Genomic DNA, 18,112 nt, shown 5'->3' on the forward strand with positions numbered 1-18,112 from the left:
ATGACTCCATAAATTCATCACTGCCGCTGCATTGGGGTACGCTAGCGAACCAGCGAGGTGATATGTTCAAGCAACTTATCAGGCTGCTCACCGGACAAACGCGCATCAACCGGTAAGAACCACCAGTTATCTTCGGCAAAAGCACGGCATTTCACCGCGTCTTTTTCCGTCATTACCAGGGTCTGCCCTTCACCGACCAACGCCTGAACGTCAGCAGGGGCGAGCGTTTGATGATCGGCCAGCGGAACGCACTTTTGCGGATGCGCGCCACAGGCTTCCAGCGTGGCGAAAAAGCGCGGCGGATGACCGATGCCCGCCATCGCCACAATATTGCTCAGTTGCGCCACATCGCAACGCGCTCCCGTACGTAAGTTCACCGCCAGTCCAGGCGCTAGCTGCATGGGGATTTCGCCTGCCCGGGCGACGCCGCCATTCACGATAGCGGCGTCTACGGTTTTCAGGCGACTGGCGCGTTCGCGCATAGGACCGGCAGGAAGCCACCAGCCGTTGCCAAAACGGCGCACGCCGTCAATCACCACAATTTCAATATCTCGCGCGAGCCGGTAATGCTGCAACCCATCGTCGGTGATAATAATCTGCACATTATGCGCCGCCAGAATCGCTTTCACCGCCGCGGCGCGTTCAGGCGCTACCGCGACAGGCGCGCCGGTCCGTTGATAAATCAATACCGGTTCATCTCCCGCTTCTGCGGTTGTCGTCTCCGGCGTCAGAAGTAGCGGATAAGCGGCAGCTTTCCCGCCGTAGCCGCGGGAAACGACCCCCACGCGCACGCCACGCTGTTGCAGCTTTTCCACCAGCCAAATGACTACGGGGGTTTTACCGTTACCGCCAGCCGTAAGATTCCCTACCACAACCACCGGTACCGGCGCTCGCCAGGCGCGTTTAAAACCAAGCTTATAGCTCAGACGAATCGCCCCGCTCACCAGGCCATACAGCCAGGAGAGCGGCAACAGTAACCGCCATAGCGGGGATTCACCCGACCAGATACGCGCAATCATTGGCCAAATTGCATCTTATGTAGCTGGGCGTAAACGCCGTGTTGCGCCAGCAGCTCGCTATGAGTGCCGCGCTCAACGATAATGCCGTCTTCGACCACAACGATCTCATCCGCCTGTTCGATGGTGGAGAGACGGTGTGCAATCACCAGAGAGGTACGGTTTTTCTGCAGCTCATCCAACGCTGCCTGAATCGCACGTTCAGATTCGGTATCCAGCGCGGACGTAGCTTCATCAAGGATCAGAATCGGGCTGTCGCGCAGTAAGGCGCGGGCAATTGCGATACGCTGGCGTTGACCGCCGGAAAGCAGTACGCCGTTTTCGCCGATGATGGTATCCAGGCCATTATCCATCTTGTTGATAAAGTCCATGGCATAGGCCATGCGCGCCGCCTCTTCAATCTGCTCGCGGCTATATTCTTCCGTCCGGGCATAAGCAATGTTATTGGCGACCGTGTCGTTAAACAGATGCACGTTTTGCGAAACCAGCGCCACCTGATTACGTAGAGAGGCCAGAGTGTATTCGCGTAGATCGTGACCATCCATCAGGATGTGTCCTTCATCAATATCGTAGAAACGGGTGATCAGACTGGCGATAGTTGATTTACCCGATCCGGAACGCCCCACCAGCGCCACGGTTTTCCCGGCAGGAATTTTCAAATTGATGTTACGCAATGCCGGCACTTCACGGCCCGGGTAAGTAAACGTCACATTGCGGAATTCGAGATCGCCGGTCGCGCGGTCAATGACACGTTTACCTTCATCTTTCTCCTGTTCGCTATCCAGAATCGCAAACAACGTTTGACAAGCCGCCATCCCACGCTGGAACTGCGCGTTAACGTTTGTCAGCGACTTTAATGGACGCATCAGCGCGATCATGGAGGAGAACACCACGGTGATGGTCCCAGCCGTCAGGCTATCCATTACGCTTGGGAAGCTCGCAGCATAGAGGACAAACGCCAGCGCCAGCGAGGCAATGAGCTGAATGATAGGATCGGAAATTGACGAGGCAGAGACCATTTTCATGCCTTGCAGTCGCATCTTATTGCTGACTTTATCAAAGCGTTTAGTTTCGACTTCCTGACCGCCGAAAATCAGTACCTCTTTGTGTCCTTTCAGCATTTGTTCAGCGCTGGTAGTCACTTGTCCCATCGTGTTCTGCATATTTTTACTGATGCTGCGGAACCGCTTTGAGACAACGCGAATCGCAATCGACACAATCGGCGCTAAAACAACCAGGATGATCGACAGCTGCCAGCTGTAATAGAACATCATGATAAACAATCCGATGATCGATGCCCCTTCACGCACCACGGTAATCAGTGCGCCAGATGAAGAAGAGGCAACCTGTTCTGAATCGTAAGTAATACGCGACAGCAGCGTACCGGTAGACTGTTTATCAAAGAAGGCGACGGGCATTCCCATCATATGGCCAAACAGGCGACGGCGCATGGTCATTACCACCTTGCCTGACACCCATGAAATACAGTAGCTGGAGATATAGCTAGTGATGCCTCGTAATATCATCAGCCCAATAACCACCAGCGGCATCCACAGCAACACTGAGCGATCCGTTTTACCGAAACCATCATCCAGTAATGGCTTGAGGAGCGATAGCATGAAGGTATCGCTGGCTGCGTTGAGAATTAACGCTATGCCCGCCACGATCAGACCTGCTTTAAAAGGCGCTATGGTTGGCCACAGTCGGCGGAAGGTCTGCCACGTAGAGAGATCTTTATCGTTATGCATTCAAAAAACCAGCATTTGTTGAAATAGCCGCATATTCTACCCGTTATCCTCGGACACGCCAAACCACTGATGATACCAGCGAGGTAAAATTTGATCCCGTAAGCCTTGTATGCGCCAGCCCTGCGGAGAAAACAGCAGCGAAATTTGCCCCTGGTGGGGTGTATCAAACCACTGATACGCCTGCTGTCGGTAGCGCTGTTTTACCTTGCGGGACGGCAGCCGCCATGCGTTATAGCGCGATGCGGACGCCAGCGCCGCTTCACCATGTACGCGCTGAATAAATGGTAGCGACGACGACGTATTACTACCATGATGCGGCACCTGGATAAACGTCGCCGCAAGATGTCGCCAGTAACGACTTAGCATTTTTTGTTCAGCGCCCGCTTCGATATCGCCCGTGAGCAGGATGCTATGTACACCGTCATCCACTTTGACCACACAAGAACGGTTATTTCCTCGATCGGCACTTTCGCGTAACGGCCAGTGCGCCTGAAACGTTAGCCCCTGCCATTGCCACTGCTCGCCGCGAAAACAGGGCAAATGTCCCTGCCAGCCTAACGGGCTGCGAATCCACATTGACGGCCAGACCTGCTGTAGCGAACGCAGCCCGCCCCGATGATCCAGATGCTCATGACTCAAAATAACGCCCTCCGGCGTCAGATTATGCCAGCGCAACCAGGGAATAATAACCTGTTGCCCGCTGTCGCCCTCCGGCCATGCCCGACCGGTATCGTAGAGTATTACTTTATCGCCCCTGACGATCGCTATCGCCAGCCCCTGACCGACATCCAGCATATGCACCTGCCATCCGCTGGCGTTTATCGGCCGCCAGAGTGGCCAGCTCATCAACAATAACCCGCATAAACAGACCGCCGGCCAGGTACGCCAGACGTTTAATCGCCACGCGATAAGCGTTGGCCAGGGTAAAAGCGTCAGCCACTGCCAACGGTTATCAATATTCACCCAGCCCTGCGGTAAAGCATTCAACAGGTAAAATAGCGCGGCTAACGCGCGATCGGTCAGGTACCATACCCACTCTTCAAGAAAAAACGGCCCGGTTAAATGCAGAATCATTCCCGCCAGGATGAGCGGAACCGTCACAAATGTGACCCAGGGTACGGCAAAAAGATTCGCCAGCATTGCGGTAGCGCTTATGCCATGAAAAAGCGCCACCTGGAGAGGCAAAAGCAGAAGTGTAATGCCTGCCTGTAGGTGAAGCAGGTTAAGCAACCAGCGTACGCCCCGTGGAAAATTCCCGTTTGGCGCAGGAAACCACTGATACCAGAATAACAGGCCGGCAACCGCAAATGCTGACAGCCAAAGACTTTGTGATATAACCGCCACAGGATCGGCGAAAATAATCGCGGCCAGACAGCAGCACCAGACTTGCCAGCCGCTCCACTGTCGTCCGCTTAATTTTAATCCTCCCCAGACGCTCAGTGCCGCCACCGTGCGCAGCGCAGGCGGTTGTAAACCGGTAAGCCAGGCATAACATATCGCGCAAAGAATGCCGCCCAGCAATGGCGTCTGCCAACGAATCCATCTGACCGGCAAAAAGAATTGTCCGCCACGGATTAATCCGGCAGCCAATAACGCGGCAAAAGCGATATGCAGGCCGGAAATCGCCATCAAATGGGCCGTCCCCGTATCGCGCATAACGGCCTTCACCTCCTGCGACACCTCTCCCCGCTCCCCCATTCCCAACGCCAGAATAACCTGTTGCCACGGATAAGGCGCAAGCGTAGCGCGAAGCGAAGCAAGATAGCGCCCACGCAAACTACACTCAGGGTTAATCGCTTTAGCCTGTAGAAAACGCCCGGTCAATGGTTGGTGCTGCGCCAGCGCGTAACGTTGGCTATCAAAACCGCCTTCGTTAAGCTGTCCGTGTACCGCTCTGACCTTCAGCGTCATCGCCCACTGTTGCCCGGCACACACTTCCGTGGGTAAGTACTGGCCATGCAGGACAATCCCTACAGCAGGAAAGAGCGGCTTTCCGCGCAAATGGGTGATTCGCCCATAATGAGTGGTCATATGATCGGTGGCAGTAATGACGACTGCCGCCTCCTGCGTCGCGGCGGGCAGGACGTTTCCCGCCCAGATGGCCTGCCTGGCGGCAAATATCCCCCACATGAAAAAGAGCAAGGTTAATGCCGCGTAGCGCGCATAGTGATGGGGTATGAGGCAAAGCAAACATGCCAGACAAAACAGCACCGCGAGAATCCACGTGTCAGGTAATACTGGCAATATCATGAGCGGAAGTATGCCGCATACTACGCATACGCTGACCGTCGTTATCTTCATAGACACCTCCCTGTGCGGGAAAGTGTGCAGGTTCAGGACGCCATTGTCTGGAGGGGATTTTGTGCTATACGGCGCGGATTCCAGGTTTTTTACCTGATAAATGTAAGACGCAGCAAAAAATGCGAAACGTTTTCCAGTTTTCGGTCGAATAGCGTTTGCGCCTGACGGCGTATAAATGAAAAAAGCACCCTGACGGTGCTTTTTTCGGGTTCAAGTTTTGCGTTAAAACTTAACCGTAAATATTGGCGCGATCGCGCAGTTCTTTACCCGGTTTAAAGTGAGGAACGTATTTTCCTTCCAGTTCCACTTTATCGCCGGTCTTGGGGTTACGTCCGGTACGAGGCGCGCGGTAATGCAAAGAAAAACTGCCGAAACCGCGGATTTCAATACGCTCGCCCTGCGCAAGAGTCGAGGCCATATGCTCCAGCATCTCTTTTACCGCGTCTTCAACCGCCTTAGCGGGAATGTGAGATTGCTGGGTTGCAAGTCTTTCAATCAATTCTGACTTGGTCATGATTCCTCCGGTTCCTTAAAGGCAAATTGGCTGCAGCCGTGAGATTGATTAAGGGCGGCCGTAGCCGCCCTTAGTGCTTGATTACAGGCCGAAACCTGCAATCTGTCAAGTAATCTCGTTATACTTCGGACTAAAAGGCCCGAAGTTTCAGAGGATTACTCGCCTTTAGCTGCTTTGAATGCTTCAGCCATTGCGTTGTTAGAGAAGTTTGCATCTTCCTGTTTGTTAACAGTTGCGATGGCATCTTTCTCGTCAGCTTCGTCTTTCGCACGAACAGACAGGCTGATTGCGCGGTTTTTACGATCAACGCCGGTGAATTTAGCTTCAACGTCGTCGCCAACGCTCAGAACCAGAGTCGCATCTTCAACGCGGTCACGGGATGCTTCAGAAGCACGCAGGTAACCTTCAACGCCGTCAGCCAGTTCTACGGTTGCGCCTTTAGCGTCAACTGCAGTGACTTTACCGGTTACGATAGCGCCTTTCTTGTTCAGAGCAACCCAGTTGTTGAACGGATCTTCGGCGAGCTGTTTAACGCCCAGGGAGATACGTTCACGTTCTGCGTCAACCTGCAGAACAACTGCAGCGATTTCGTCGCCTTTTTTGTATTCACGAACTGCTTCTTCGCCTGCAACGTTCCAGGAGATGTCAGACAGGTGAACCAGGCCGTCGATGCCGCCGTCCAGGCCGATGAAGATACCGAAGTCAGTGATAGACTTGATTTTACCTTCAACGCGGTCGCCCTTGTTGTGGGTTTCTGCGAACTGCTGCCACGGGTTAGATTTGCACTGCTTCAACCCTAAGGAGATACGACGACGTTCTTCGTCGATATCCAGAACCATCACTTCCACTACGTCGCCAACGTTAACCACTTTGGACGGGTGGATGTTTTTGTTGGTCCAGTCCATTTCGGAAACGTGAACCAGGCCTTCAACGCCTTCTTCGATTTCAACGAAGCAGCCGTAGTCGGTCAGGTTGGTCACGCGACCGGTCAGTTTGGTACCTTCCGGATAACGTTTAGCGATAGCAACCCACGGATCTTCGCCCAGCTGTTTCAGGCCCAGGGATACACGGGTACGCTCGCGGTCGAATTTCAGCACTTTCACGTTGATTTCGTCGCCAACGTTCACGATTTCGCTCGGATGCTTAACGCGTTTCCAGGCCATATCAGTGATGTGCAGCAGGCCGTCAACGCCGCCCAGATCAACGAATGCACCGTAGTCAGTGAGGTTCTTAACGATACCTTTAACTTCCATGCCTTCCTGCAGGTTTTCCAGCAGCTGATCGCGTTCTGCGCTGTTTTCGGATTCGATAACGGCACGACGAGAAACCACAACGTTGTTACGTTTCTGGTCCAGCTTGATTACTTTGAATTCAAGCTCTTTGCCTTCCAGGTGCAGAGTGTCACGCACCGGACGAACGTCTACCAGAGAACCCGGCAGGAACGCGCGAATACCGTTCAGCTCAACAGTGAAGCCACCCTTAACTTTGCCGTTGATAACACCGGTAACAGTTTCAGCATCTTCGTAAGCTTTTTCCAGCGTGATCCATGCTTCGTGACGTTTAGCTTTCTCACGAGAGAGCAGAGTTTCACCGAAGCCGTCTTCTACTGCATCCAGAGCAACGTCAACTTCGTCACCAACCTGGATTTCCAGTTCGCCCTGGGCGTTTTTGAACTGCTCAGCCGGAATGGCAGACTCAGATTTCAGACCGGCGTCAACCAGTACTACGTCTTTGTCGATAGCAACAACAACACCACGAACGATGGAACCCGGGCGGGTTTCGATTTCTTTTAAGGATTCTTCAAAGAGTTGAGCAAAAGATTCAGTCATGTTTAATCTTCAGGTTTCATATTTAACGTCCACCTGGCTCCGTGCCGGATGGGGTTGTTTAACATACCCGCTGTCAATCCTTTGCAACGGGGGTACTACAAATTCGGTCGCATTTAAGCGAGAGCCAATTTTTGGCGCGCATATTGTAACGCTTTTTCAATCACTTGCTCAATGCTTAATCGGGTAGAATCCAAAACTAATGCATCAGCAGCAGGAACTAACGGCGCTACAGCGCGATTACGATCGCGATCGTCGCGTTCCTTGATCTCGGCCAAAAGGCGTTCAAAGTTAACACTAAAGCCATTCTCCTGCAACTGTAGCATACGTCGATGCGCACGTTCCTCCGAGGAGGCGTCAAGGAAAATTTTTACCGGCGCATCCGGGAAGACCACGGTCCCCATATCGCGTCCATCGGCGATTAAACCAGGCGCTTCGCGGAATGCACGTTGGCGGCGAAGAAGCGCTTCACGCACGCGTGGGAATGCCGCCACCTGGGATGCCGCGTTCGCGACTTCCTGCGTACGGATTTCGCCGCTAACGTCCTCGCCTTCCAGGATAACTTCCAGGTTGCCGTCCGTTGAGACGAAACGCACGTCCAGATGGGACGCCAGCGGCACCAGCGCATCTTCAGAGGCGAGATCGACATGGTGGTGCAATGCCGCCAGCGCCAGTACGCGGTATATCGCGCCGGAATCCAGCAGATGCCATTGCAATGCTTCCGCCATTGCTTTGCACAAGGTGCCTTTACCTGCACCGCTTGGGCCATCAATGGTTATTACCGGGGCAATTGCCGTCATCTTTATCTCCTTAAACAGGCGTACCGTTAACGTAAACGCCGCGCATTATACGCGCCAACGCTCGCGACCGTTAACGTTGCGTGCAAAAACCAGTTTTGTCTGTAATCAGATGCGGAATAATTGCGCAATTATAGCGGGCTGGCGAGAAACCAGCCCGAAAGATGACAATGATTTACTTTTTATCTTCGGCAATTCTGTCGCGCATATGCTGCGCGCGATCGGCTGAGGCCGGGTGGGAGTCCATCAATGATTTTGCATGACCTGCGTCCATTGTGGCGAATTTATCGAATGCCGTGACTAAGCCCTGGGTGTTAATCCCGCGTTTTTTCAGCAGATCGTAAGAGAAGTCATCCGCATCCGACTCCTGACTGCGAGAAAACGCCGAATTGATGACGCCTTCCGCCAGATCGCCCAATTGAGACTGGGAAAGCTGCGCTGCGACGCCGCTGGTGGCGGAAATCGCATCGCGAGCCGCCAGCGTGGCATAGGCGGTCTGCATTGCCTTGCGGGAGTGCCCTAAAGAGACATGGCCCAGTTCATGGCCCAGTACGCCTTCAATTTCATTATCGGTCATCAGATCCATCAGGCCGGAGTATACGCGAACGCAACCGTTCGCCATCGCCCATGCGTTGATATCGCTGGTCATATAGACTTTATAGCTAACCGGCGTACCGTCAATGTTGTTACCCAGCGCTTTGGCGATTTTGCTCAGACGTTTGGTGTATTTGCTTTTCGAACCTGCCAGTTGATTCTCGCTGTCCATTTGTTTACAGGCATTATTAGATAATGCCTTAACATCCGCATCGGACAGTGTGGCGGCTTTGTAGGCTGACATGCCTGAACTGGCGATTAAATTGCCATTCACGCCATTTTTACATCCTGCCAGTAGCGTGGCGGAAATCGCCACCGCCAGTAGTAATGATTTATTTTTCATACTAATCTTCCGTTGATAACTATTATAAAAAACACATAAATCAATGTGTTAAATCATCAACAAATTAGCATTAGTCATAATTATAAAAATAGTGCGAATACGGACTCGGCGCGCCAGCCCGTCGACTGGCGCAACAGAAGACTTAGGCAGGCGTACTCATTCGCGCCAGTTGTTCGAAATAATCAGGGAACGTTTTTGCAGTACATTTAGGGTCCAGGATCGTGACTGGCGTATCGGACAGTGCGACCAGTGAGAAACACATCGCCATACGGTGGTCGTTGTACGTGCCAATATCCGCGTGTTGGAGCTTCGCCGGCGGCGTGATACAAATATAGTCGTGCCCTTCTTCGACTTCAGCGCCCACTTTACGTAGCTCGGTCGCCATCGCGAACAGGCGATCGGTTTCTTTCACTCGCCAGTTATAAATATTGCGCAACGTCGTGGTTCCTTTCGCAAACAACGCCGTGGTGGCAATCGTCATCGCCGCATCCGGAATATGGTTCATATCCATATCTATGGCGTGCAATTCGCCGCGCGTGCAGGCAATAAAATCATCGCCCCAGGTAATGGTCGCGCCCATTTTCTCCAGCACATCGGCAAAACGAATATCGCCCTGCATACTTTTGCGGCCAATCCCGGTCACTTTTACCGTGCCGCCTTTTATCGCCCCAGCGGCGAGAAAATAGGACGCTGACGAGGCATCGCCCTCGACCAGATAGCGACCTGGAGAGTGATACTGTTGACCGCCCTTCACGACAAATTGTTGGTAGTGATGGTTCGCTATCTCCACGCCAAAGGTTTTCATTAAATTTAGCGTGATATCGATGTAAGGTTTTGATACCAGTTCGCCTTTAACGCGAATAATTGTGTCTTTAGGGGCCAGCGGCGCCGTCATCAGCAGAGCGGTCAGGAACTGGCTGGAAACGCTACCATCAACCTCAATGTCGCCGCCGGTAAAACCGCCGCGCAGACGCAGGGGCGGATAGTTTTCCTGCTCCAGGTAATCAATATTCGCCCCGCCCTGACGCAGCGAATCAACCAGATGGCCTATCGGACGCTCTTTCATACGCGGTTCGCCGGTTAACACTATCTCATTTTGCCCCAGACATAGCGCTGCCGCTAACGGACGCATCGCGGTTCCGGCATTACCGAGAAACAGTTCCAGAGCGCCTGGCGCACGTAATGCGCCGCCATTACCCGTGATATCACAGCGGGTGCGATCGGCAGAAAGGGTGTAATTGATCCCCAACGCGCTCAGGGCATTGAGCATATGGCGGACGTCATCGCTATCCAGCAGATTCGTCAGAACGGTTTTACCACAAGCTAAAGCCGCCAGGAGCAAAGCACGGTTTGAAACACTTTTGGAGCCAGGTAAATTAATGGCGCCATCGACCCGCGCGATGGGTTGTAACGTCAGGGATTCCATGAAACTCAACTCTCAAAAAACAGAAATAAAAACCCCACAGACTGGCCGTGGGGATGAAAAAAGAAACGTATTAGCCGTGGCGACGCTCAAAATCGATCATGAAATCGGTCAGCGCTTTTACCCCTTCAATCGGCATGGCGTTATAGATAGAGGCGCGCATACCGCCAACAACACGGTGCCCTTTTAAGGCGTGCAGACCGGCGGCGAAAGACTCTTCCAGAAAGACCTTGTCCAGCGTATTGTCCGCTAACTGGAACGGAACATTCATCCGCGAACGGTTGGCCTGTGCGACATCGTTACGGTAGAAATCGCTGTTATCAATCACACCGTACAGCAACTCCGCTTTTTGCTGATTGATTTTGTGCATCGCCGCCACGCCGCCCTGCGCTTTCAACCATTTGAACACCAGACCGGAAAGATACCAGGCGAAAGTCGGCGGCGTATTAAACATCGAGTCGTTATCATTCAGGACGGTGTAGTCGAGGATGGACGGGCAGCTCTCATGCGCCTTGCCTAACAGATCCTCCCGGACGATAACCAGCGTCAGTCCTGCCGGACCGATATTCTTCTGCGCGCCAGCATAAATTACGCCATAGCGAGAGACGTCCAGCGGCGCAGACAGGATGGTAGAAGAAAAGTCCGCCGTGACGACCACCTCCGGGCCAAAATCCGGCGTTTCATCGATGGCGATGCCGTCAATGGTCTCATTCGGGCAATAGTGCAAATAAGCGGCATTATCGGAAAGCTGCCACTCGCGCATCGGTTTTACGGCACGTTTGCCGTCCACGGTGATTTTGGCGTCGATAATCTGCGGCGCACAGTATTTTTTGGCTTCTTTGATGGCGCTCGCCGCCCAGTAACCAGCATCGACATAATCCGCCGTGGTTTTATCGCCCAGCAGATTGAGCGGCACGCCAGCAAACTGCCCGCGACCGCCGCCGTGACAAAATAAGACTTTATAGTTGGAGGGGATATTAAGGAGATCGCGAAAATCCTGCTCCGCCTCTTCAGCGACCTGGATAAACTCTTTGCCTCGATGGCTAATTTCCATTACCGACGTACCAAGACCGTGCCAGTCACGCAGTTCCTGTTGCGCCAGTTTAAGTACTTCCGCCGGTAGCATCGCCGGACCTGAACTAAAATTAAAGACCTGAGCCATTTCCCCTCACCACGCTGCATTGTTTCCTGCCTGACAGACATCAGGCAAACGTTATTCATGTGAATATCGGTTTTATCATTCAGTGACACGCGCCGCAATGGGTAAAACAATGCGAGGAGAAAATGCGGCATGCGTCACACAACAGAATCTTCCGGATTAACCGTATAAATCCGATATTTTCGCTGTTAAACAACGCGTTTAGCCCGGCTTGCCTTCGTCCATTCTGGATTTGCGCAGCGCGGACATAATTGCTTTTCCCCGGCGTTCATGCGTATCACTTCACTGCAACGTACGCAGGCATAGTCGCCAGCCTCCGGCGCCACGATAAAGCGTGGCGTACAGTGCTCAGGAAGAATGCTTAACCCCGGCTTAACGTCTTTATTTTCAAAGAAATAGACGCTGATTTGTCCGTTTGTCTCCAGGATGGCCAGTCTGACCTGCCCCAGTTGCTCAACGCCATTCAAGCGAAGCTCCATAAAAAACTCAAACTCCGTCATGTTTGAGCGCTGCAGTTTTTCCCACGCCAGTTCGCCGTCTTCAACAATGACCACCGACTTGCCTTCCAGCAGATCTTCCAACTTTTCACTATGCGCCATCAGCCACATGACCAGGCGATAGAGCAGCGCCAGGGTGATGAATACCACCAGAACAGGGAGCATCGGAACGTCATCATAAAACGCGACGTCGCCTGCCGCCGACCCCAATGTCAAAATGATCAGCACTTCAAAAAGCGACATTTGCCGTACGCCGCGTCGTCCTGTCACCTTTAAGAAAAGAAACACCAGAACAAAGGTGTAAAAGCTACGCAGCGCCACTTCCCCCAAAAACGCTACCGGCACGTTATCCAGCGCCATTCGTTGCAAATCAAATGCTTTCATTTTTTATGCTCTTCCTGTGAATTCCAGTGTAAAAGCATAGCCAATACTTTTATTTCCGCCGATGTCCCGGCGAGATAGCGCCCGTCACATAAAACCCGTATCATTGCGCGCTTTCCGTACGACAAAAGTGATTTTCATGACGCAAACATTTATTCCCGGCAAAGACGCCGCGCTGGAAGACTCCATCGCCCGCTTCCAGCAAAAGTTACTCGACCTCGGCTTTCACATCGAAGAGGCCTCCTGGCTGAACCCGGTGCCAAACGTCTGGTCAGTGCATATTCGCGATAAAGAGTGCGCGTTATGCTTTACCAACGGAAAAGGCGCGACCAAAAAAGCGGCGCTGGCCTCGGCGCTGGGCGAATACTTCGAGCGTCTGTCAACCAACTACTTTTTTGCTGATTTCTGGCTTGGCGAAACGATCGCCAACGGGCCATTCGTGCATTATCCGAACGAAAAGTGGTTCCCGCTGACTGAAAATGACGACGTACCGGAAGGCTTGCTTGATGCCCGTCTGCGCGCGTTTTACGATCCGGAAAATGAACTCACCGGAAGCCAGTTAATTGATCTTCAGTCCGGCAATGAAGCACGCGGCGTCTGCGGCCTGCCATTTACCCGTCAGTCCGATAACCAGACCGTGTATATTCCGATGAATATCATCGGCAACCTGTACGTCTCTAACGGAATGTCCGCCGGCAATACGCGTAATGAAGCCCGCGTTCAGGGACTGTCGGAAGTCTTCGAGCGTTATGTGAAAAACCGCATCATTGCGGAAAGTATCAGTCTGCCGGAGATTCCCGCAGAGGTGATGGCGCGTTATCCGGCGGTAATGGAGTCAATCGCCACGCTGGAAGCCGAGGGTTTCCCGATTTTCGCCTATGACGGCTCGCTGGGCGGTAAGTATCCGGTTATCTGCGTCGTGCTGTTCAACCCGGCTAACGGTACCTGCTTTGCTTCTTTTGGCGCCCATCCTGACTTTGGCGTTGCGCTGGAACGTACAGTGACCGAGCTACTCCAGGGACGCGGTCTGAAAGATCTTGATGTCTTCACCCCACCAACGTTCGATGATGAAGAAGTCGCGGAGCACACTAATCTGGAGACCCACTTCATCGACTCCAGCGGCCTGATTTCCTGGGATCTGTTCAAACAGGACGCCGATTACCCGTTCACGGACTGGAGTTTTTCCGGCACTACCGAAGAAGAATTCGCCACGCTGATGGCCATCTTTGCTGCTGAAGATAAAGAAGTTTACATTGCCGATTACGAGCATCTCGGCGTATACGCCTGTCGTATTATCGTACCGGGAATGTCTGATATTTATCCTGCCGAAGATCTGTGGCTGGCCAACAACAATATGGGTAGTCATCTTCGTGAGACTCTGCTTTCGCTGCCCGGTAGCGTCTGGAATAAAGAAGACTATCTCAATCTGATTGAACAATTGGATGAAGAAGGTTTTGACGATTTCACCCGCGTGCGTGAACTGCTGGGTCTGGCGACCGGAGCGGACAATGGTTGGTATACACTGCGCGTCGGCGAATTAAAAGCAATGTTAGCGTTAGCGGGCGGCGATTTGGAGCAGGCGCTAATCTGGACAGAATGGACGATGGAGTTCAATTCGTCGGTCTTTAGCCCGGCACGCGCAAACTATTACCGTTGCCTGCAAACGCTGCTGCTCCTGTCGCAAGAAGATGCGCGTCAGCCGCTGCAATATCTCAATGCTTTTATAAAAATGTATGGCGCAGAGGCTGTAGAAGCCGCCAGCGCCGCGCTTAGCGGTGAAGCGGCTTTTTATGGACTACCGGCTGTCGACCACGATCTACAAGCGTTCCCGGCGCATCAGTCCTTGTTAAAAGCGTATGATAAATTACAGCGCGCGAAAGCGGCATACTGGTCAAAATAAGGCCATATGAGTGACTTAGGGTAGGTTTACCCTCTCGGCTGCGTTATATTACGGGGCGCCTTTACGGCCCCGTTTTATTTATTTTCGCTAAACGGCGAAAAATGTAATAACAAGGTTAAATATTGGTTGTTGATATTAAATTAATTGACATAGTGATGTTACTTCATTTGTTGATTACTCCATATTAATTAACCGTGCAGCAGGAGGAGCCAGGAAAAAATTCAACTCTATTTATAATTTTTAAAATTTATTTTTATTAGGATAATCAAAAAGTTACACCGTAATTGCATAAAAGCCATGCGACTTACGGGCCTATAAGCCAGGCGAGATATGATCTATATCAAATTCTCATCTATAATGCTTTGTTAGTATCTCGTCGCCGACTTAATAAAGAGAGAGTTAGTGTGAAAGCTGACAACCCTTTTGACCTTTTACTCCCTGCAGCAATGGCCAAAGTGGCTGAAGAAGCAGGCGTCTATAAAGCAACGAAACATCCGCTTAAGACTTTCTATCTGGCGATTACCGCCGGCGTATTCATTTCAATTGCCTTTGTTTTTTATATTACTGCGACAACCGGTACTGGCGCGATGCCTTATGGCATGGCGAAACTTATCGGGGGTATCTGTTTCTCTTTGGGACTGATTCTCTGTGTTATTTGCGGCGCTGATCTTTTCACCTCTACTGTTCTGATCGTTGTAGCTAAAGCTAGCGGTCGCATCACCTGGGGGCAACTGGCTAAAAACTGGTTAAACGTCTATTTTGGTAACCTGATTGGCGCTCTGCTTTTCGTGTTACTGATGTGGCTTTCCGGCGAGTATATGACTGCCAACGGTCAATGGGGACTTAACGTCCTGCAAACCGCCGACCACAAAATGCACCACACTTTTATTGAAGCTGTCTGCCTCGGTATTCTGGCGAACCTGATGGTTTGTCTGGCCGTGTGGATGAGCTACTCAGGTCGTAGCCTGATGGACAAAGCGTTCATCATGGTACTGCCCGTCGCCATGTTTGTCGCCAGCGGTTTTGAGCACAGTATCGCAAACATGTTTATGATTCCTATGGGTATTGTAATACGCGATTTCGCTACACCGGAGTTTTGGACCGCAGTCGGTTCGTCTCCGGAAAGTTTTTCTCACCTGACCGTGATGAGCTTCATCACTGATAACCTGATTCCGGTCACGATCGGTAATATTATCGGCGGCGGTTTGTTGGTCGGGTTGACATACTGGGTCATTTACCTGCGTGGTAACGAGCATCATTAATCTGTTGATGCCCATTACACGCAGTAAATAAAAAATCCACTTAAGAAGGTAGGTGTTACATGTCCGAGCTTAATGAAAAGTTAGCCACAGCCTGGGAAGGTTTTACCAAAGGTGACTGGCAGAATGAAGTAAACGTCCGTGACTTCATTCAGAAAAACTACACTCCGTATGAGGGTGACGAGTCCTTCCTGGCTGGCGCTACTGACGCGACCACCAAGCTGTGGGACAGCGTAATGGAAGGCGTTAAACAGGAAAACCGCACTCACGCGCCTGTTGACTTTGACACCTCCGTTGCTTCCACCATCACTTCTCACGACGCTGGCTACATCAACAAAGCGCTTGAGAAAATTGTTGGTCTGCAGACTGAAGCTCCGCTGAAGCGTGCGATTATCCCGTTCGGCGGTATCAAAATGGTTGAAGGTTCCTGCAAAGCGTACAATCGCGAGCTGGACCCAATGATCAAAAAAATCTTCACCGAATACCGTAAGACCCACAACCAGGGCGTATTCGACGTTTATACTCCGGACATCCTGCGTTGCCGTAAATCCGGCGTTCTGACCGGTCTGCCGGATGCGTATGGCCGTGGCCGTATCATCGGTGACTACCGTCGCGTAGCGCTGTACGGTATCGACTACCTGATGAAAGACAAATTCGCACAGTTTACGTCTCTGCAATCCGATCTGGAAAACGGCGTAAATCTGGAAGCGACTATCCGTCTGCGTGAAGAAATCGCTGAACAGCACCGCGCTCTGGGTCAGATCAAAGAAATGGCGGCTAAATACGGCTGCGATATCTCTGGTCCGGCGACTAACGCTCAGGAAGCAATCCAGTGGACTTACTTCGGTTACCTGGCTGCGGTTAAATCTCAGAACGGCGCAGCAATGTCCTTCGGTCGTGTATCCACCTTCCTGGATGCGTACATCGAACGTGACCTGAAAGCAGGCAAAATCACCGAGCAAGACGCACAGGAAATGATTGACCACCTGGTCATGAAACTGCGTATGGTTCGCTTCCTGCGTACTCCTGAATATGATGAACTGTTCTCCGGCGACCCGATTTGGGCAACCGAATCTATCGGTGGTATGGGCGTTGATGGCCGTACTCTGGTTACCAAAAACAGCTTCCGCTTCCTGAACACCCTGTACACCATGGGGCCGTCTCCGGAGCCGAACATCACCGTTCTGTGGTCTGAAAAACTGCCGCTGAACTTCAAGAAATTCGCCGCTAAAGTCTCCATCGACACCTCTTCTCTGCAGTACGAGAACGATGACCTGATGCGTCCGGACTTCAACAACGATGACTACGCTATCGCATGCTGCGTAAGCCCGATGATCGTTGGTAAACAAATGCAGTTCTTCGGTGCGCGTGCAAACCTGGCGAAAACCATGCTGTACGCTATCAACGGCGGCGTTGATGAAAAACTGAAAATGCAGGTTGGTCCGAAATCCGAACCGATCAAAGGCGATGTTCTGAACTTCGACGAAGTGATGGATCGCATGGATCACTTCATGGACTGGCTGGCTAAACAGTATGTCACCGCGCTGAACGTTATCCACTACATGCACGACAAGTACAGCTACGAAGCCTCTCTGATGGCGCTGCACGACCGTGACGTTATCCGCACCATGGCGTGTGGTATCGCAGGTCTGTCCGTTGCTGCTGACTCCCTGTCTGCCATCAAATATGCGAAAGTTAAACCGATTCGTGACGAAGATGGTCTGGCTATCGACTTCGAAATCGAAGGCGAATACCCGCAGTTTGGTAACAACGACGCTCGTGTAGATGACATGGCGGTTGACCTGGTAGAACGTTTCATGAAGAAAATTCAGAAACTGACCACCTACCGTGGCGCTATCCCGACACAGTCTGTTCTGACCATCACTTCTAACGTTGTGTATGGTAAGAAAACCGGTAACACCCCGGATGGTCGTCGCGCTGGCGCGCCGTTCGGACCAGGTGCTAACCCGATGCACGGTCGTGACCAGAAAGGCGCTGTCGCTTCTCTGACCTCCGTTGCTAAACTGCCATTTGCTTACGCGAAAGATGGTATTTCTTATACCTTCTCTATCGTTCCGAACGCACTGGGTAAAGACGACGAAGTTCGTAAGACTAACCTGGCAGGTCTGATGGATGGTTACTTCCACCACGAAGCGTCCATCGAAGGCGGTCAGCACCTGAACGTCAACGTCATGAACCGTGAAATGCTGCTGGACGCGATGGAACATCCGGAAAAATATCCGCAGCTGACCATCCGTGTATCTGGTTACGCAGTACGTTTTAACTCCCTGACGAAAGAACAGCAGCAGGACGTTATTACTCGTACCTTCACGCAGACCATGTAATGGGTTTGA

At 52.0% G+C, this 18,112-nt stretch carries 13 protein-coding genes; 3 read left to right on the top strand and 10 right to left on the bottom strand.

What is annotated here, in order from left to right; genetic code table 11:
* Positions 1-41: 41 nt before the first annotated feature.
* The 10 genes from lpxK to ACLJPQ_RS01775 form a co-directional block, all read right to left on the bottom strand.
* On the bottom strand, positions 42-1,019 hold the full coding sequence (gene lpxK / locus ACLJPQ_RS01730; protein WP_000561679.1) for a tetraacyldisaccharide 4'-kinase: 978 nt from the start codon (positions 1,017-1,019) through the stop codon (positions 42-44).
* The gene (gene msbA / locus ACLJPQ_RS01735; protein ID WP_000551246.1) at positions 1,016-2,764 is read right to left on the bottom strand and encodes a lipid A ABC transporter ATP-binding protein/permease MsbA; all 1,749 of its coding nucleotides are present in this window, start codon (positions 2,762-2,764) and stop codon (positions 1,016-1,018) included. Before msbA ends, lpxK begins: the two co-directional genes overlap by 4 nt.
* Positions 2,765-2,800: 36 nt before the next feature.
* Complete coding sequence (locus tag ACLJPQ_RS01740) at positions 2,801-5,065, bottom strand: ComEC family protein (protein ID WP_080184696.1); 2,265 nt, start codon at positions 5,063-5,065, stop codon at positions 2,801-2,803.
* A 229-nt stretch (positions 5,066-5,294) separates the two neighbouring features.
* Positions 5,295-5,579 (bottom strand): integration host factor subunit beta, encoded by a 285-nt coding sequence (ihfB, locus tag ACLJPQ_RS01745; RefSeq protein ID WP_000167332.1) that lies wholly within the window; start codon positions 5,577-5,579, stop codon positions 5,295-5,297.
* Positions 5,580-5,734: 155 nt separating this feature from the next.
* Positions 5,735-7,408 (bottom strand): 30S ribosomal protein S1, encoded by a 1,674-nt coding sequence (rpsA, locus tag ACLJPQ_RS01750; RefSeq protein WP_000140324.1) that lies wholly within the window; start codon positions 7,406-7,408, stop codon positions 5,735-5,737.
* 113 nt (positions 7,409-7,521) lie between these two features.
* A complete protein-coding gene (gene cmk / locus ACLJPQ_RS01755; RefSeq protein WP_000125007.1) occupies positions 7,522-8,205 on the bottom strand; it encodes a (d)CMP kinase in 684 nt (227 codons plus the stop codon).
* Between the two features lie 172 nt (positions 8,206-8,377).
* Positions 8,378-9,139: a M48 family metallopeptidase gene (locus ACLJPQ_RS01760; protein ID WP_000792301.1), complete on the bottom strand. Its 762-nt coding sequence runs from the start codon at positions 9,137-9,139 to the stop codon at positions 8,378-8,380.
* Between the two features lie 142 nt (positions 9,140-9,281).
* Positions 9,282-10,565 (bottom strand): 3-phosphoshikimate 1-carboxyvinyltransferase, encoded by a 1,284-nt coding sequence (aroA, locus tag ACLJPQ_RS01765; protein WP_080184697.1) that lies wholly within the window; start codon positions 10,563-10,565, stop codon positions 9,282-9,284.
* 70 nt (positions 10,566-10,635) lie between these two features.
* The gene (gene serC / locus ACLJPQ_RS01770) at positions 10,636-11,724 is read right to left on the bottom strand and encodes a 3-phosphoserine/phosphohydroxythreonine transaminase (protein ID WP_000079591.1); all 1,089 of its coding nucleotides are present in this window, start codon (positions 11,722-11,724) and stop codon (positions 10,636-10,638) included.
* A gap of 185 nt (positions 11,725-11,909) precedes the next feature.
* A complete protein-coding gene (locus tag ACLJPQ_RS01775; protein ID WP_000642866.1) occupies positions 11,910-12,602 on the bottom strand; it encodes a DUF421 domain-containing protein in 693 nt (230 codons plus the stop codon).
* A 136-nt stretch (positions 12,603-12,738) separates the two neighbouring features.
* Here ACLJPQ_RS01775 and ycaO point away from each other — a divergent pair, with 136 nt between their 5' ends.
* The 3 genes from ycaO (at position 12,739) to pflB (ending at position 18,103) form a co-directional block, all read left to right on the top strand.
* Entirely contained in the window at positions 12,739-14,499 is a 1,761-nt protein-coding gene (gene ycaO, locus ACLJPQ_RS01780; RefSeq protein WP_080108363.1) for a 30S ribosomal protein S12 methylthiotransferase accessory factor YcaO, read from the top strand.
* A 404-nt stretch (positions 14,500-14,903) separates the two neighbouring features.
* Positions 14,904-15,761: a formate transporter FocA gene (gene focA, locus ACLJPQ_RS01785; RefSeq protein ID WP_000642539.1), complete on the top strand. Its 858-nt coding sequence runs from the start codon at positions 14,904-14,906 to the stop codon at positions 15,759-15,761.
* A gap of 59 nt (positions 15,762-15,820) precedes the next feature.
* Positions 15,821-18,103 carry a formate C-acetyltransferase gene (gene pflB / locus ACLJPQ_RS01790; protein ID WP_001292799.1) on the top strand — a complete coding sequence of 761 codons (2,283 nt, stop codon included), beginning with the start codon at positions 15,821-15,823 and terminating at the stop codon, positions 18,101-18,103.
* The last annotated feature ends 9 nt before the right edge of the window (positions 18,104-18,112 follow it).

The sequence above is a fragment of the Salmonella sp. SAL04213 genome, from assembly GCF_046550535.1.
Lineage (GTDB): Bacteria > Pseudomonadota > Gammaproteobacteria > Enterobacterales > Enterobacteriaceae > Salmonella > Salmonella enterica.

Excerpts from the sequence above, each read along its gene's own strand:
- lpxK (WP_000561679.1), bottom strand. The coding sequence starts at position 1,019 with ATGATTGCGCGTATCTGGTCGGGTGAATCCCCGCTATGGCGGTTACTG.
- msbA (WP_000551246.1), bottom strand. The coding sequence starts at position 2,764 with ATGCATAACGATAAAGATCTCTCTACGTGGCAGACCTTCCGCCGACTG.
- ACLJPQ_RS01740 (WP_080184696.1), bottom strand. The coding sequence starts at position 5,065 with ATGAAGATAACGACGGTCAGCGTATGCGTAGTATGCGGCATACTTCCG.
- ihfB (WP_000167332.1), bottom strand. The coding sequence starts at position 5,579 with ATGACCAAGTCAGAATTGATTGAAAGACTTGCAACCCAGCAATCTCAC.
- rpsA (WP_000140324.1), bottom strand. The coding sequence starts at position 7,408 with ATGACTGAATCTTTTGCTCAACTCTTTGAAGAATCCTTAAAAGAAATC.
- cmk (WP_000125007.1), bottom strand. The coding sequence starts at position 8,205 with ATGACGGCAATTGCCCCGGTAATAACCATTGATGGCCCAAGCGGTGCA.
- ACLJPQ_RS01760 (WP_000792301.1), bottom strand. The coding sequence starts at position 9,139 with ATGAAAAATAAATCATTACTACTGGCGGTGGCGATTTCCGCCACGCTA.
- aroA (WP_080184697.1), bottom strand. The coding sequence starts at position 10,565 with ATGGAATCCCTGACGTTACAACCCATCGCGCGGGTCGATGGCGCCATT.
- serC (WP_000079591.1), bottom strand. The coding sequence starts at position 11,724 with ATGGCTCAGGTCTTTAATTTTAGTTCAGGTCCGGCGATGCTACCGGCG.
- ACLJPQ_RS01775 (WP_000642866.1), bottom strand. The coding sequence starts at position 12,602 with ATGAAAGCATTTGATTTGCAACGAATGGCGCTGGATAACGTGCCGGTA.
- ycaO (WP_080108363.1), top strand. The coding sequence starts at position 12,739 with ATGACGCAAACATTTATTCCCGGCAAAGACGCCGCGCTGGAAGACTCC.
- pflB (WP_001292799.1), top strand. The coding sequence starts at position 15,821 with ATGTCCGAGCTTAATGAAAAGTTAGCCACAGCCTGGGAAGGTTTTACC.